Source organism: Bacillus cereus group sp. Bce019, from assembly GCF_051781745.1.
Taxonomy (GTDB): domain Bacteria; phylum Bacillota; class Bacilli; order Bacillales; family Bacillaceae_G; genus Bacillus_A; species Bacillus_A cereus.
On record NZ_JBPWJX010000004.1, the window covers coordinates 1 to 15,408 of the forward strand.

A 15,408-nucleotide genomic window follows, 5' to 3' on the forward strand; every position below is an offset into this window, starting at 1 on the left:
CACCTTGAGCACCCGTAGCGCCAGTAGCACCCGCTGGTCCTTGAATACCTTGAGGCCCTTGAGGTCCAGTAGCACCTTGAACACCCGCTGGTCCTTGAGCACCTTGAGCACCCGTAGCGCCAGTAGCACCCGCTGGTCCTTGAATACCTTGAGGCCCTTGAGATCCAGTAGCACCTGCTGGTCCTTGAACACCTTGAGCACCCGTAGCACCTGCTGGTCCTTGAGCACCTTGCGCACCAGTAGCACCAGTAGCACCCGCTGGTCCTTGAGCACCTTGAGGTCCTTGAGGTCCAGTAGCACCTTGCGCACCCGCCGGTCCTTGAGGCCCGGTAGCACCAGTAGCACCCGCCGGTCCTTGAGGCCCAGTAGCGCCAGTAGCGCCTGTTGCTCCTGTTGCTCCTCCACCTCCAAGACAACCTGATCCGTATTGAACTAGGATAGTTTGGATCTCTGTTATGAGTCTAACTAGTTTGTCGATCGTACAACAATCTACTTTGAATAACTTAGCGATATACAATAAATAATTAAGCAAGCTTTGTAGCTCAACGTACAATGCTCCGCACGAGAAAGGTGTTGTTCTTAAAATAGTTAATAGATTAGCAATAATAGAATTTCCAATTTGTTTTTGTGCTGGAGATAAATCTAAGCAATTGAGGAATTTTTGTAAGTTATTTAGGGCAGCGATCAAGTTATCTATATTATTTTGAGAAGGGTTTTGAAAGACAGCTTGAATAGCTTGGCCAAGAGCTTGAAGAAGTCTAACGAATTCTGTAAGTTCGGACTTAGAGATGTTAATGTGACTGTAATTTCTGACTTCACAACAATCATTACCATAAAATACTTTTCCTTTATTTTTATTGTTCATCTTTTCATTCCTTTCTTTCATAGAATCAATAGTCATTACTATATATTAAAATGAAATTTCTACTAAATCCGTGCTGGACAAACTACCATTTCTAAAAAAATAAGAAATCGGCCCAGCTAGCAAAAAATAAGTAAAATATAGAGAAGGTTTTATATAATGTAAAGAAGAAAAGTTCAACATAAAAACTGCATGTCAATTGTTGAAGGGTGTAACAATTGACATGCAGTTCGTGGATTGGATTTTATTTGTATTGATTTAATCTTTCAAGGGCTGTTTTAGGTAAGATTGGAATTGAAATAGTAAAAGTAGTACCATTTTCATTACTAGTCATTTTTAATGTACCGTTATGATTTTGAATAATTTTTTTCGTTACTGACAAGCCCAAACCTGTGCCGGAATCTTTTGTTGAGAAGAATGGATCAAAGATATAGTCTTGAATCGCTGGTGGAATACCAGTCCCATTATCAGTGAAAGTAATACGAACAAAATTATCTAGGCGGTAACTAGTGATTTGGATAGAAAGTTTTTTTTCTCCTTGAGCATCGACAGCGTTCTGGAATAAGTTTAAAAAAACTTGCACAAGTTCATGACGATCAATATGAACTAATATATCATCTAATTCGGTAGAAAAATTATAATCAATTGAAATGTTATGTAAAAAGACTTCGCTAGCTAGTAACTGTTGAATATACTCACGTAAAAATGTATTAATGGGAAAGGGTTCTCTTTTAAATTCACGTGTTTTTGAAAGAGATAAAAATTTTGTAATGATACTATTTGCTCGATCTAATTCAGGAATAAGTAAATTTTTAAATAGTTCTTTATTAGATGGAGAAACACTTTCTTGTAAAAATTGTAAGTATCCTCGTACTGTTGTAAGAGGATTTCGTACTTCGTGTGCAATTCCAGCTGCGATTCGCCCTGCTAACGAAAACTTCTCTGCATCACGTTCTGTATTTAAATAATGAAAGACACTAATAACTCTAAAAATCTCCCCGTTATAATCACGAATAATTCGGTTATTTATAATGCCATAGTTTTTGTCTAAAACTTCTTCATTATATATTTCTGTTCCCGTTTTTAATGTTTCAATCGCTTTAATTTTTTCTTCCGGCAAGTTTAGTAATTGTTGAATCGGTTTTCCGATAATATCATTTCGTATTACACCGAAATCATCTGCAGCAACTTGATTACATAAAGTAATATTCCCTTTATTATCGACAAAGGTTACATGATGTGAAAAGGCATCAAAAATATGTACAAAGTGTTTTTCGAGTTGTTCAAATAAAAATAATGAATCACAAGTAAGTTGAAAATGAGCCTCTTTATTCTCTTTTGGTATTTCTTGAATGGAATGGGTTGTTCTAGTTTTCTTTATTCGTAAACCAATATGTGGATTTTTGTATGTGAAATGATGTGGTAATTGATTCACAAGTTCTTCATAAAAACGTACTTTATTTTCTAGTTCTTCAATTCGTTTTTCATGAGATACAGTAGCATCGTTTGGAAGCATAAATAAATAACCCCTCATTTTAAAAATTCTTCCATATAGTATATCATATTTTTATAAGGATACTCTTAAAGAAAAGGCTACATGATGCAAAGTGTTTGGAAAGTGAATAGAAGATGAAGTTAAAAAGGGAGGGGTATATGTGCTGTTTATTGGAGTGACAGGATGGGGAGATCATGATTCTTTATACATAAATCCCTATGAAAATAGAAATAAATTACGAACATACAGCGAGTATTTTCCTATAGTAGAAGTGGATAGCTCATTTTATGCGATGCAACCTGCACGAAACTATACAAAATGGGCAATGGAAACACCGAAAGATTTTTCTTTTATCGTAAAAGCATATCAAGGAATGACAGGACATATGAAAGGTGAAATTCCTTTTTCTACGTTCGATGAGATGTTTGATGTATATAAACAATCTATTCTTCCTTTAATTGAAGCTGGTAAATTAAAAACGATTTTATTTCAATATCCACCATGGTTTGATTGTAAAAAGAAAAATGTAGATTTTCTTCGATATACGAAAGAAAAAATGGAAGGTTTACCATGTGCAATAGAATTTCGAAATCAAACATGGTTTTATCCAGAAATGAGAGATAGGACGTTACAGTTTCTAGAACAAGAGAAATGGATTCATACAATTTGTGATGAACCACAGGCTGGGATAGGTTCTGTGCCAATCGTGTTAGAGGTTACGAATTCAGACATGGCATTAATACGTTTTCACGGTCGAAATGTTCATGGTTGGCTTGATAAAGGAGAAAACTGGAGAGCGGTTCGCTGTTTATATCGCTACAACAATAAAGAACTGGAAGAATGGGTTGAACGATTAGAGCAATTAAAAAAGAAAACAAAGGATATATACGTACTGTTTAACAACAATTCAGGTGGGGATGCAGCAGATAATGCGAAACAGCTTATGAAAATGATGAACATTACATATGGTGAGCCGAAGCCGGAGCAATTAAATTTTTTTGAATGATAATAAACAAGAAAGGCACTGTACAAACAGGGGGAATGTACAGTGCCTTTCTATATGAAAAAGAGGGGTAACAATGTTACTGAGCGTTTGGTTGATTCATCAATTGTTGGCTTCATAATAAATGATAATGGTTATCATTATCATTGTCAATGGTTTTTCTAAAAATATATAAAAAACTTTGTATATTTTAAATAGAGATAAAAAAAGAACAGCATTAATGCTGTTCTTTTCCGTTGACGAATTGTTGTAAATCAAAAGGAGTTATCGCCTGGATAAATTCTTTTGAGATAAGTGTTTGAACGAGAGTGCTCTCAGAGATAGAAGCACCTGTTTTCTTTTCATAAGCTTGTTTTAATAAATCAAGTTTTTCAGCCGTTTCTTTTGGTAATTCAATTGTAAGTGTGTTCATAATTTCTCCCCCTTATTATTAGAGTACCACTACAGTATAGGAGAGACAAGAAAAGAGAATATGAAATATAAAAAAGGTTACCAAATTTTCAAATGGTAACCTTTTTTATGTATAAGAGTTATTAAGCAATACCGATATACTTTAAAGTTTTTGATGGAGTACTGTGATCAAAGAAGTGTTGTAAAAATGCAATATCAACACCTGATTTGTATGCACAATAACCCCAAGTTTTTCGAAGTGTATGTGAGCTAATCCCTTCTAATCCAACTTCTTTTGCAGCTTTGTTTAAAATGTACCATGCATGTTGTCTCGTAATAGATTTTGTTCCTTTTTGAGATTTTAACAATGGTTCATTACGTTTCCAAGTTTTACGTTCTTTCATGTAGTCTTCGATTGCGTGCTGTAAGTCTTCATTTACAGCAAACCATTTATGTTTCTTCACTTTTTCATTGTAAAATAAAATGGAATGGCGAACATTTTCATTTTCATCGATTACATCACTAACTTTTAATTGTAAGATTTCACTTACTTTTAAGCCAGAATTTACAGCTAATACGAATAATAAGCCATCACGTTTCGAAGATTGTAAAAGCATATTTTTGATAGTTTCTAATTGTTTTTCATTTTGAATAGGTTGTCCTGCTTGTTTCATTTCACGCACTCTCCTCTTTTATATGTGTAAAGGAAAGGATTAACTTGTTTCTTACTATAAAGGGAGAGTGTGAATTTCATGTGAACTCCTAGTGAAATTAAGACAAATTATTTGACTTCTTTTACTTTTTGTAAATTGAAATAGAATACAACACTGTTAGTCGTATTATACACACCATATTCGGCATGATGGAGGTCTAAAATGTTTTTTACAATAGATAATCCGAGACCGGTACCTCCAGTGTGACGGCTACGTGATGCATCTAGACGATAGAAGCGATCCCAAATTTTTTCAAGACTTTCTTCAGGGATAGGGTTTCCTGTATTCTCGATTTCGACTTTTACGGTATCTTCTGCTTCTATAATGGAGACTTGTATTTTTTCTCCCTCTGGCGTATAACGGATTGCATTACTTAGTAAGTTCACAACTACTTGCTCAATGCGACTGCGATTTGCTTTAACAAGTATAGAAGGGTCTGCATCGATGTTCACTTGTAAATGTTTTTCTTCCATGCTAAATAATAATTTTGTGTAGACTTGTTGCGTTAATTCACCGATTGAGAACGTCGTCATATCTAGTTTGTAAGTACCAGATTCCAACTTTGCTAATTCTAACATTTCAACAATCAGCCTGTTCATATTTTCTGTTTCTTCTAAAATAACATCAGTATAATACGAAGTATCCTTACTAACACCATCCTTAATTCCTTCTGCAAAACTTCTAATTACACTTAGCGGTGTTTTTAATTCGTGTGATACGCCAGAAATGAATTCTTTTCTTGTTTTTTCTAATTGACGTTCACGTTCAATATCTTGTTGTAACTTTGTATTAGCAACATTTAATCGATCGATTCGATCTTTTAAATTTACAGATAATGTATTGATACTGCCAGAAAGCCCGCCAATTTCATCGTCAGCTGTAACAGGTAATTTCTCGCTGAAATCAAAATTAGCCATTTTTTTTGTAACACGATTTATTTTAATTAATGGCTTAACAATGATTTTTGAGTAGTAGAAGGATAACAAAATAATTACGAGAAACACGATGATTAAGGCATAGACATAATAATCTTTTAAAACGAGCATCGCTTCATTAACAGGCTGCAAAGATGCTATCGCAAAAGCGTATTCTGTAATCCTTCCATTTTCTATAATAGGTTTTACAAAGATACTATTTTTTATATTTTCTCCGCCATCTAATATGAAAGTACTTAATTGGTTCGAGTTAGAAGTGCCCTCTCTAATCATATCTGCAAAATATTGAACGGCTTGTAATGTTTCAATATCATTTGCAAGACGAACCTCCGCTTTGGATGGGAGCTGTAACTTAGTTATAACACCTGTAAAGACGATTCGAGTTGTAGATTTGTATCGGCTTGCAAGTCTGTTCTTAGAAGGGTTACCATTAATTGACTGAAAATCCGAATAGAAATGTTCGTTCTGCCATTGATTATAATTCGTTCCTAATTTTTGTGGTGTGATTATATTATTCTCTTGTACGACTCCATCAACATTGATTATTACATCTTTTTTTAAACCTAAATTTTCGAATTTATTATATTCTTCTGGTGTTAAAAGATTGTTGAGTGGAATGGAATACTGTTTATTATTGTTGGGATTAAATACATCGATATAGTAATTGTTATCACTTTTAATAATACCGTTAGAATCCAAAAACTGCATATCGGCATTTGTTTTATCATGAAATTCTTGTTTTAGTTTTCTAACCTGCTCATAACTTTTATCACTTTTATCATAATTATCTACGAATTTTTCAAAAGCAGTTTGGACTGTTTTTACTTTTTTATTAATATAAAATTTCTCTAAAAATAGAGATTGTCCTAGGAAAAAAAGTAGGAATATGATTGTAAATAAAGTGGATGTTAATAAAAATAGTTTAAAGACGATACTTCTGTTTTTCACTGCGTCACCTCTTATGAGAAATACTGTAAATGATTTCTTTATCCCGCTTTAACGGGCAATAAGACTCCCACTTCAAAATTCGGCGAATACAAGGGAGTCTTATTGCCCGTAAAATCCGATTGGTTCAACTAATAATCAGTGGGGGATGGAAAAAACCTCCACTGATTAAAGTTTCACTTCATTATAACAAACGTTACAAGAAAGTAGAGGGGAGAAATCTGTCTCTTTATAAAGTAGTTATTTATAAAAAGTCACATAAAAAGAACTCGCCAGACGTATGACAAGTTCTTTAGTGTATTATTGTTGAATTGCTGCATCTAAAGCGATTTCAATCATTTCGTTAAATGTAGTTTGACGCTCTTCAGATGTTGTTTCTTCGCCAGTGAAGATGTGATCGCTAACTGTTAATACAGATAATGCATTTACACCGTATTTCGCTGCTAATGTGTAAAGAGCAGTTGTTTCCATTTCTACTGCTAATACACCGTAATCTCCAAGTTTTTTAACCATGTCCATGCTTTCACGATAAAACACATCTGCTGTTAAAACGTTACCGACACGAACGTGTAATCCTTTTTCAGTTCCAGCATCATAAGCTTTCTTTAAAAGGTCAAAGTTTGCAGCTGGTGCAAAATCAAATCCTGGGAATGTTAAACGGTTCATATTAGAATCAGTACAAGCCGTCATTGCGATAATAACATCACGAACTTTTACATCTTTTTGAATTGCACCGCAAGTTCCAACGCGAATTAAATTTTTAACTCCGTAGCTTTGGATTAATTCGTTTACATAAATAGAAATAGAAGGAACACCCATACCTGTACCTTGAACAGATACACGTTTTCCTTTATAAGTTCCAGTGAAACCTAACATACCACGCACATTATTATAGCAAGTAACGTCCTCTAGAAATGTTTCAGCGATATATTTTGCACGTAATGGATCACCAGGTAATAGAATAGATTCAGCGATTTCGCCTTGTTTTGCTTCGATATGTACACTCATAAAAAAGTCCTCCTTATAATGTATTGATAGAAATCAATATCATTTGCATTATACACTACGAATCCTTTCAATTAAAATCTTTTTATTATTTGTAATATGTGCAAAATAGGAGGATTTCATAAATCATAATCTAGAATATATATCTTAAGAAGTTTTGTATGAATAGAGACAATAAAAATGGTAGGTGATGTTTTGAAAAATCTTGTCATTGGGCTTATTGCGTTAGTACTTATTGTGGCAGGAGGATTTTACATAAAAAAATATCAAGAAAACGAAGAGACTGTAGGAGATGTTCAGGAAGTAAAGTGGGATGTTTCAAATGGAAAGGGAAATGAGAAAGTAGATATTGTATTTCAGTTGTTAAACAACAAGAATAATGAAATTCGTGGTGTAAATGATCAAATGCGGGCAGTGATTGTAGATGGACAGTTAAAAAACATACAACAAATTAAACCCACATTTGCAGGGAACGGGTCATATAAGTTATCTTCCAAAATAGCGAAAGACGAAGAATATACAATATTTTTATACGAAGACAAAAATAAGTCCGTAGAGTCATTCGCTAGGAAGAATTTTGGTAGAACGAAAGAGGAGAACAATAAGAAAAAAGTGAAATTTCCAATCGACAGTGTACTTACAAAAAAAATAGGAGAGTATGAAGTTTCTCTTTTATTTGGCGCATTACATCCGAATGAACCAGTTACGTTAACATTTCAGTTTCAAGCGAAAAAGGGTGAAAAATTGAAATTGCATTCAGAGAGAGGAGAAGTAGAGTCACTCTATATAGTGGATGAAACGAAGGAGAATTTTTTATACGCTATGCCTGTAGATACGGATGAGCAATTACAATACCGAATTACATTTCCTGCCGAGGGCACGTATAAAATGTGGGGGAATTTCTATATAAATGGTAAGAAGTATGAAAAAGAATTTATTGTACAAGTTCAAAAAAGAAAAAACAGCTAAGAATTTAGCTGTTTTTTCTTTTTCCTATTAATTTTGTTACAGAGAGCATTGTAATTGGTAAAGAATGATTCTTCCTAAATGCTAAATATTTACCGCTCCATGCTGGTTTATATTTTTCTTTAAAATGTCGTAATCCGCTGAAACTATACGTATAACGAACGTTATTAAAGATTGCAGCAGCCACTCGTTCAGACCAGAAAGACTGTGTGGATAAACCAACATTTGAAAGTGGTGCCATACCGATATTAAAGGAGTGGTATTCATTTTCTTTTGCCCACTGGAATAAGTGGATGAAAATTGCGTCCATAATGCCGCTAGGCGCATCTGGATAATATCGCATTAAATCGACAGATAATGATCCGTTTTGATATACAGGCATGAATGTTGTGAATGCAATAATTTTTCCATCCGCATCAGATAATGTTGCGATAGGAGCACGACTAATATATTCACGATCGAAGTATCCGAGTGAAAAACCTTTCTCTTTTTTTCCACCAAGCCATGCATCTGAAACTTTTCTTAACTCTTCATATAATTCGTCGGAGAAAGGTGGCTCATGAATAGAGAATGTATAGCCTTCTCTTTCAAAACGGTTGAAAGTAGCTCGCATGCCAGCGCGTTTCTTTCCTGTTATTGTAAAGGTATTTAAATCAACAACAGCTTCTTCACCAAGCTTAAAGAAGTTATAACCAAAATCGTGGTATAAACTCATCCATTTACTTTCAATTTGATAGAATACACAAATGTATCCAAATCGATCAGCCTCAGCTAAAAACTCTTGCAATACAGTACGATAGGAGGAAGGGGCCCCAATTGGATCACCAAGTACAATAAGTCGTTTTCCAGTTATTGAGAAGAGAATGAGTGCTTTTCCATCACTACTGAAAAAGAACTGTTTATCTCCTAAAAAACCTAAATGACTAAGTACATTTCCACCATGTTCATCTAAGAAGTTTTGTAATCGTTTATCATTAGCTGGTTGCCCGGGAAATTCATTTCGATAACGATTTGCAATGAGTGAACCAATTAGTAAAAAAGTAGGAACAAAAAAGGCAGCTGCTAATGCACTTCGTTTTACTTGTGTAATATTACGAACGACAAAATCAGGTTTGAAAGCTTCTTTTGCACCTGCAAATAAAATACCTAAGTTTTTATATAAATATAACGTTACAAGTAGGAATATAAAAACTTTTACGATATCGGAAAGTGAGACTTCCATTTTCTCACGTACAAACCTTTTACGAAGCATATACAATACAGCGAGTACGATTAATAAAATAAAAGTTTCTTCAACATCAATTCCTTTTAGTGTGTTAAAAATAGCCGCTCCAATTAAAGAAACAATCGTCATATAATAAGAACGTTTTGTTCCGTAATATATCCCCCGCGAAAGAATGAGGAGGAGAATACCGAATGTTAGCGATAAGCTAAAAGAAAATTGAATAAGATGTTTTGGAGCTAGAATATGTAAGGCGTGTGCCCGATTTATACTTGTCGGTAGAATGGTTGATAAAATAACCATTAAGCCAGCAAATACTGTTAAAGCAGCAGATGCCCAAGAACCTAACTTTCCTAGAAAGTCACGCTGCAAAGTCCATATAACACCAGTTGTCTCTAATGCAGGCGCAATAAAAGGTTTATCTTCAAACTTTTTAATGGCTACTCCTGTCATTTCAAAAGCTGCAAAAATGAGACCAAGGCAGAAGGGCAAGATGTAATAGACGAGACGATATAATAACATAGCAGGGAGTAAAACACCTGTATCGATGCCGTATTGCCCAAGCCCGGTTAAGAAGACAAGATCAAATGATCCAAGGCCACCAGGAACAAGACTAACGACACCAGCTAAAGCAGCAATAACATATACGCCTAAAAACTTTTGGAATTCGATTTCAATGCCAAATAATAGTAATATGACGTACATAACAATACCAGCAGATACCCATTCGACTAATGAAACTAATGAGTATAAAACAGTTGGGTTTTTCTCCTCTTCTTCTTGTTCCTCTGTTTGCGTCGCTTTTCTATTTTTTAATTTAGAAAATCCGATATATATAGGGACGAAAAGAGCGAAGAAGATAAGAACAGGCCATAGCCATGGTTTTTCATGCAAAATAAATCTCGTGTCTAATATTCCGATAAGACCAAGAAATGAAAGAATGGCTAATCCATTAATAAAGGCAGTTGTCATCCAAGCGATACTTTTAATAAGTTTTCCATTTTCTTTTATATATGGACGATAAAGCATTGTGCGTACGCCGGCTCCAACAAGACCACCAAACCCGATAAATCCATTTAAAGTATTAGCAATCCACGAGATACGGAAAATCTTTTGGACAGGAATGTCAGCTTTTAAGTAACGAAGCATAACATAGTCATAAAAGAACATTGTTGATACAGCGAATGCACCAAGTGTAATTGCTAAAAAGACTCCTCCAGTTGGAATGTTTTTAATTGTATCAATCGCTTCTAAAAAAGAAATGCCAGCTAATTCTTTTTTTGCTTGAAAGAATACAATTGTTAATACAACAAATGGGAAGATAATTTTCCCGATTTGTAAGAAACGTTTCCATGAAAACGACATAAATACAACTCTCCTTGTATAAGAAAACTGAGACAATAATATTATTATGACAAACTTCAAGAAAAATAAAAAGGTAATTTCCTGTATAGGGGAGCTATTTTTTATATAGGTATATTTAAAAGAATATTTTGTTTATCAGAAAATTAAGTTAGAATAAGGTGAAAGAAGGGTGAGGGGGGAGTATATGATTATAAAAGGTTACGTAGGATATGAGTTAGAAAAAGAGAAACCTAATACATCAGAAGATTTTTTTAACAGATCTGAAGTGACATATATATTAAATGGTAAAGAGAAAACTTTTTCGGTTTTATACGTTCGATATTTTGAAGAAGTTTTACAAGAAATTACTCCTTTTGAAGGAAATCCAGTGTATAAAGTAGAAGAACAAAACATATATTTGCGCGATATTGTAGCGATATGTTGTTTAATGAAAGATAAGGAGCTTCGTGCGCAAAAACGTTTGTATTTAAATAATATGGAAGAATTTCAACAATATTTTGATGAGGGAACGGTGTCGAAAGTACAAGAAATATTGGCTGAATTACATAAAAATAAAAGAGTAGAAATAGCGTGAAATGGCAAAGGAGAGAGAAAAAATGTCTAATTTGATGGTTGAAAATCAAACAGAACAAGTTTCTATATTTTTAGAAGATGCTATTAATTTGATAACCAATTATGTAAATTATCATACGTTACCTTCTTTATTAGAGGAAACACCAGCAGGGAATGAGCGATATTATAAAGGGTTATTAGCATCAATGAGACGACTTCTCGTTTTTTGCGAAGAAGGACAGGATGCATGTTTTGTTTTGTTGAATAGCCAGCCATTTCGAAAAACAGCAGCTGAAAAAATTTTATATAAGATTTACCATCAAGTAATTGCAGAGTTTTTTTCACCGAAGAGTGATCATTGGTATGAAAATAGTCGGTCTGCATATACAGGGAAAAATTCTATCGTTTTTCAACAAACACCACCTGCATCTTTAGAGCAAGTGATGAAGAGTTTAGAAGGTAAATTTCAATTGATGCGTGAAGAACTAGAATATTATGAGACGGATTATCAGACAAAGATGTTACACAAATATTGATTGAGGAAAAGAAGCTAAGGTGACTTAGCTTCTTTTCCTTTTGTACAGTTATATAAGGGATTTTCATTGAATATAGTTAAGTGGATAGCATTAGGGAGGTGCAACATGAATCAGCAAGGTGTATTTACAGATTACTTTCATGAAGTAGAAAATTGGTGTGAAAGTGTTCTTCACGTATTAGATAGTCGTGCAATGGAAGTGTATGATGTCCATATGCTTGCTTATAAAATTCAGACGTTATTAGAGCGTATGAAAGAGCATGAGTATGAAACAGATGCAGAGTTTATGTATGAAATAAGCGATGATGTAGAACATATTCAGCATCACTTGCAGGAAGTATTTATGCAAGAAGAAGAGGAATATGAATTATATGAAAGAGGGGATAGTGAACGAGCTGTCCCAATTGGAGGACATACACTCCCGCCATTACCTTATCCATATAATGCGTTAGAACCGTATATTTCTAAAGAAATTATGATGTTACATCATGATAAACATCATCGGAGTTACGTGGAAGGATTAAATAAAGCAGAGAAGATGATGGAAGAAGCGAGAAAAACAAATAAATTTGATTTAATTAAGCATTGGGAAAGGGAAGCGGCTTTTCATGGGTCAGGTCATTACTTACACACGATATTTTGGAATAACATGAAAAAAGACGGTGGTGGAAGTCCAAGAGGAACTTTTTCACAACAAATTGAACAAGATTTTGGGAGCTTTTTACGTTTCCAAAAACATTTTACAGAAGCAGCCTCTAAAGTAGAAGGTTCAGGCTGGGCAATTCTCGTTTGGGTACCCCGGTCTGGAAGGTTAGAAATTTTGCAAAGTACACTTCATCAATTATTTACACAATGGGATACGATACCGCTCCTTGTACTAGATGTCTGGGAACATGCGTATTATTTACAATACCAAAATCGAAAAGATGAATATATTAAAAACTGGTGGAATGTTGTAAATTGGCCTGATGTAGAAAAAAGGTTTGAAACTGCGAAACAAATTGAATGGACACCATATTAGACGCAAATTCTCTGCGTCTTTTTTTATGGAAGTAGAAGGAAGATTTCGTTCATATTTTAAAAGGCCAAGCATACACTTGTACAAAAAGTGCCAAAAGGACGTGGGGGGAAATATGAGACGAATTTGTGTAATCATTACGCTTCTTATGATGTATGCAAGCGTTATGCCGATTCCTACATATGCAAAGATGAACAGCAATGTTAGTGCTCGAAATGCTGTATTAATGGAGCAACAGTCTGGTCGTGTATTATACGGAAAGGCAGAACATGAGCCTCAAAAAATTGCCAGTATAACAAAAATTATGACCGCCTTATTAGCTGCTGAATCAGGGAAGATGAAAAAAATGGTATCAGTTAGTAATGAAGCGGTGAGGGTGGAAGGATCGGCAATCTATTTAAAGCCTGGACAAAAAGTGAAGTTAGAAGATTTAGTATACGGACTCATGCTTAGATCTGGTAATGACGCAGCGCAAGTAATTGCTGAAAGTGTGGGCGGGAGTATAGATGGATTCGTATATTTAATGAATCAAAAAGCGAAAGAAATTGGAATGAAAGATACGCACTTCTCAAACCCTCATGGCTTAGATGGAGATGGATCACATTATTCGTCGGCTTACGATATGGCATTATTAACGAAATATGCAATGGGAAACGAGACATTTAAGAAAATCTTTGGAACCAAAACATATAAATCAGATTCTTGGGATTACCCGTGGAAAAATAAACATAAGCTGGTAACGTCTTATTATGAATTTGCAACAGGGGGAAAAACAGGCTTTACGAAGAAAGCTGGGCGAACGCTTGTTACAACGGCATCAAAAGGTGGACTAGATTTAATTGTCGTAACTTTGAGTGCCTCTAGTGATTGGGATGATCATATGAATTTGTTTGATAAAGGTTTTGACCGTTTCAAACAAACGAAAGTTTTAGGACAAGGAGCAATTGCTGAAATAAATGAAAAGAAGTATGCCAACCATGTTTATACGAAAAATAGTTTTTCCGTGCCGTTAACTGAAGAGGAAAGAAAGAACGTGTTATTAAAAGTTGAACTCGATAAAAGTATAAAGCTTGAGGATGGAGTAAAGGTTGGAAAGACAGATGTTTATGTTGGCAATGAGAAAGTTGGGGAACGGAATTTATTTTATAGTAAACGGAAGTTAGTAGCTACAACGGGACTTTACTGGAATAATGTGAAAGAAATTTTTTCTTACATGATAGGTGTTGGGAACGATGGTTAATCTCGTATGGGTAGCGATGGCTGTCATTGGGATTGTATACGCCATGATAAATGGAACGATGGAAGAAGTGAATAAAGCTGTATTTGACGGAGCGAAAGATGCGGTAACGATTTGTATAGGACTTATTAGTGTTTTAGTATTTTGGCTCGGTTTAATGAAAATTGCAGAGGAAGCCGGATTGTTAAAAAAATTAGTTACACTTTTTATGCCGATAGTAAAAAGGTTGTTTCCAGAAATACCAAAGGATCATCCGTCCATGGGATTTATTCTATCAAATATGATGGCAAACTTTTTTGGTCTAGGTAATGCAGCAACCCCTCTTGGCATTAAAGCGATGGAACAACTGAAAGAGTTAAATGGAGGAAAGGATTCGGCGAGCCGTTCTATGGTGACGTTTCTAGCATTAAATACATCAGCTATTACATTAATTCCTACGACAGTCATTTCGATTCGAATGACGTATGAATCAGCGAATCCTACTGAAATTGTTGGGGTAACATTTATTGCACAAGTACTTTCTATGATTGGAGCAATTTGGATTGACCGCTATTTTTACCGAAGAAGGAGTAGAAAGGGGCGGAAAAAATGAGCATTGTAAATACAATTTCCTTATGGGTAATCCCTTGTGTAATTGGTTTTATCCTTTTATATGGCACGATAAAGAAAGTGCCGACGTATGAATCGTTCGTTGAAGGAGGAAAAGAAGGGATTCAAATTGCAATTTCTATCTTACCGTTTATGGTTGGAATGCTTGTGTCTATTTCTATATTCCGGTCTTCAGGTGCGTTAGACGCAATGATATCGGTAATGAAGCCAATGTTAGATTTAATCCATGTTCCAGCAGAAATTGTACCCTTAGCACTTATACGCCCTATTTCAGGCTCTGCTGGTTTAAGTATTACGACCGATTTAATTGCAACATATGGGCCAGATTCGTTTATTGGGAGATTGGCTTCTACGATGCAAGGGAGCACAGATACGACTTTCTATATTTTAACTGTATATTTTGGAGCGGTTGGGATTAGAAAAATGGGGGATGCACTAAAAGTAGGACTTTTTGCAGATTTAATCGGGATTATATGCTCAATTGTGTTCGTTTCTTTATTGTTTCAGTAATACTATTCATTTTTTACGCTATTTCGCTTATAATACGTATACGACC

The 15,408-nt window shown here is 34.7% G+C and carries 15 protein-coding genes; 8 read left to right on the plus strand and 7 right to left on the minus strand.

Annotation, left to right across the window (positions count from 1 at the left end; all coding sequences use genetic code 11):
* On the minus strand, positions 1 to 865 hold an 865-nt coding region (locus ACS2QP_RS08275; protein ID WP_438882390.1), incomplete at its 3' end, for a collagen-like repeat preface domain-containing protein.
* Between the two features lie 241 nt (positions 866 to 1,106).
* Positions 1,107 to 2,378 (minus strand): ATP-binding protein, encoded by a 1,272-nt coding sequence (locus tag ACS2QP_RS08280; RefSeq protein WP_153580897.1) that lies wholly within the window; start codon positions 2,376 to 2,378, stop codon positions 1,107 to 1,109.
* A gap of 139 nt (positions 2,379 to 2,517) precedes the next feature.
* On the opposite strand from ACS2QP_RS08280, the gene ACS2QP_RS08285 reads away from it, so the two are divergent.
* Positions 2,518 to 3,363, plus strand: coding sequence for a DUF72 domain-containing protein (locus tag ACS2QP_RS08285; protein ID WP_438882330.1), 846 nt, complete (start codon positions 2,518 to 2,520; stop codon positions 3,361 to 3,363).
* Positions 3,364 to 3,577: 214 nt separating this feature from the next.
* Here ACS2QP_RS08285 and ACS2QP_RS08290 read toward each other — a convergent pair whose 3' ends face one another.
* From ACS2QP_RS08290 to deoD, 4 genes are all read right to left on the minus strand, one after another.
* Positions 3,578 to 3,772, minus strand: coding sequence for a DUF3924 domain-containing protein (locus ACS2QP_RS08290; RefSeq protein WP_001094860.1), 195 nt, complete (start codon positions 3,770 to 3,772; stop codon positions 3,578 to 3,580).
* Between the two features lie 121 nt (positions 3,773 to 3,893).
* Positions 3,894 to 4,424 (minus strand): tyrosine-type recombinase/integrase, encoded by a 531-nt coding sequence (locus tag ACS2QP_RS08295; RefSeq protein ID WP_438882331.1) that lies wholly within the window; start codon positions 4,422 to 4,424, stop codon positions 3,894 to 3,896.
* Positions 4,425 to 4,531: 107 nt separating this feature from the next.
* Positions 4,532 to 6,346, minus strand: a complete 1,815-nt coding sequence (locus ACS2QP_RS08300) for a sensor histidine kinase (protein ID WP_000797516.1) — start codon at positions 6,344 to 6,346, stop codon at positions 4,532 to 4,534.
* A gap of 297 nt (positions 6,347 to 6,643) precedes the next feature.
* Complete coding sequence (gene deoD, locus ACS2QP_RS08305) at positions 6,644 to 7,351, minus strand: purine-nucleoside phosphorylase (RefSeq protein WP_000110707.1); 708 nt, start codon at positions 7,349 to 7,351, stop codon at positions 6,644 to 6,646.
* Between the two features lie 177 nt (positions 7,352 to 7,528).
* On the opposite strand from deoD, the gene ACS2QP_RS08310 reads away from it, so the two are divergent.
* Positions 7,529 to 8,317, plus strand: a complete 789-nt coding sequence (locus ACS2QP_RS08310; RefSeq protein ID WP_000232610.1) for a hypothetical protein — start codon at positions 7,529 to 7,531, stop codon at positions 8,315 to 8,317.
* 4 nt (positions 8,318 to 8,321) lie between these two features.
* Here the strand turns inward: ACS2QP_RS08310 and mprF are convergent, their stop codons facing one another.
* The gene (gene mprF / locus ACS2QP_RS08315) at positions 8,322 to 10,901 is read right to left on the minus strand and encodes a bifunctional lysylphosphatidylglycerol flippase/synthetase MprF (RefSeq protein WP_000010845.1); all 2,580 of its coding nucleotides are present in this window, start codon (positions 10,899 to 10,901) and stop codon (positions 8,322 to 8,324) included.
* 184 nt (positions 10,902 to 11,085) lie between these two features.
* Between mprF and ACS2QP_RS08320 the strand changes: the two genes are divergently transcribed.
* From ACS2QP_RS08320 to spmB, 6 genes are all read left to right on the plus strand, one after another.
* Entirely contained in the window at positions 11,086 to 11,475 is a 390-nt protein-coding gene (locus ACS2QP_RS08320; protein ID WP_000584367.1) for a hypothetical protein, read from the plus strand.
* A 22-nt stretch (positions 11,476 to 11,497) separates the two neighbouring features.
* A complete protein-coding gene (locus ACS2QP_RS08325) occupies positions 11,498 to 11,989 on the plus strand; it encodes a YpuI family protein (RefSeq protein ID WP_000067557.1) in 492 nt (163 codons plus the stop codon).
* A 105-nt stretch (positions 11,990 to 12,094) separates the two neighbouring features.
* Entirely contained in the window at positions 12,095 to 13,009 is a 915-nt protein-coding gene (locus ACS2QP_RS08330) for a superoxide dismutase (RefSeq protein ID WP_001075741.1), read from the plus strand.
* A 112-nt stretch (positions 13,010 to 13,121) separates the two neighbouring features.
* On the plus strand, positions 13,122 to 14,246 hold the full coding sequence (locus ACS2QP_RS08335) for a D-alanyl-D-alanine carboxypeptidase family protein (RefSeq protein WP_078420946.1): 1,125 nt from the start codon (positions 13,122 to 13,124) through the stop codon (positions 14,244 to 14,246).
* A complete protein-coding gene (gene spmA / locus ACS2QP_RS08340) occupies positions 14,239 to 14,835 on the plus strand; it encodes a spore maturation protein SpmA (protein ID WP_000247811.1) in 597 nt (198 codons plus the stop codon). The genes ACS2QP_RS08335 and spmA overlap by 8 nt, the downstream gene beginning before the upstream one ends.
* Positions 14,832 to 15,362, plus strand: a complete 531-nt coding sequence (gene spmB / locus ACS2QP_RS08345; RefSeq protein ID WP_000029514.1) for a spore maturation protein SpmB — start codon at positions 14,832 to 14,834, stop codon at positions 15,360 to 15,362. Before spmA ends, spmB begins: the two co-directional genes overlap by 4 nt.
* Positions 15,363 to 15,408: the final 46 nt, after the last annotated feature.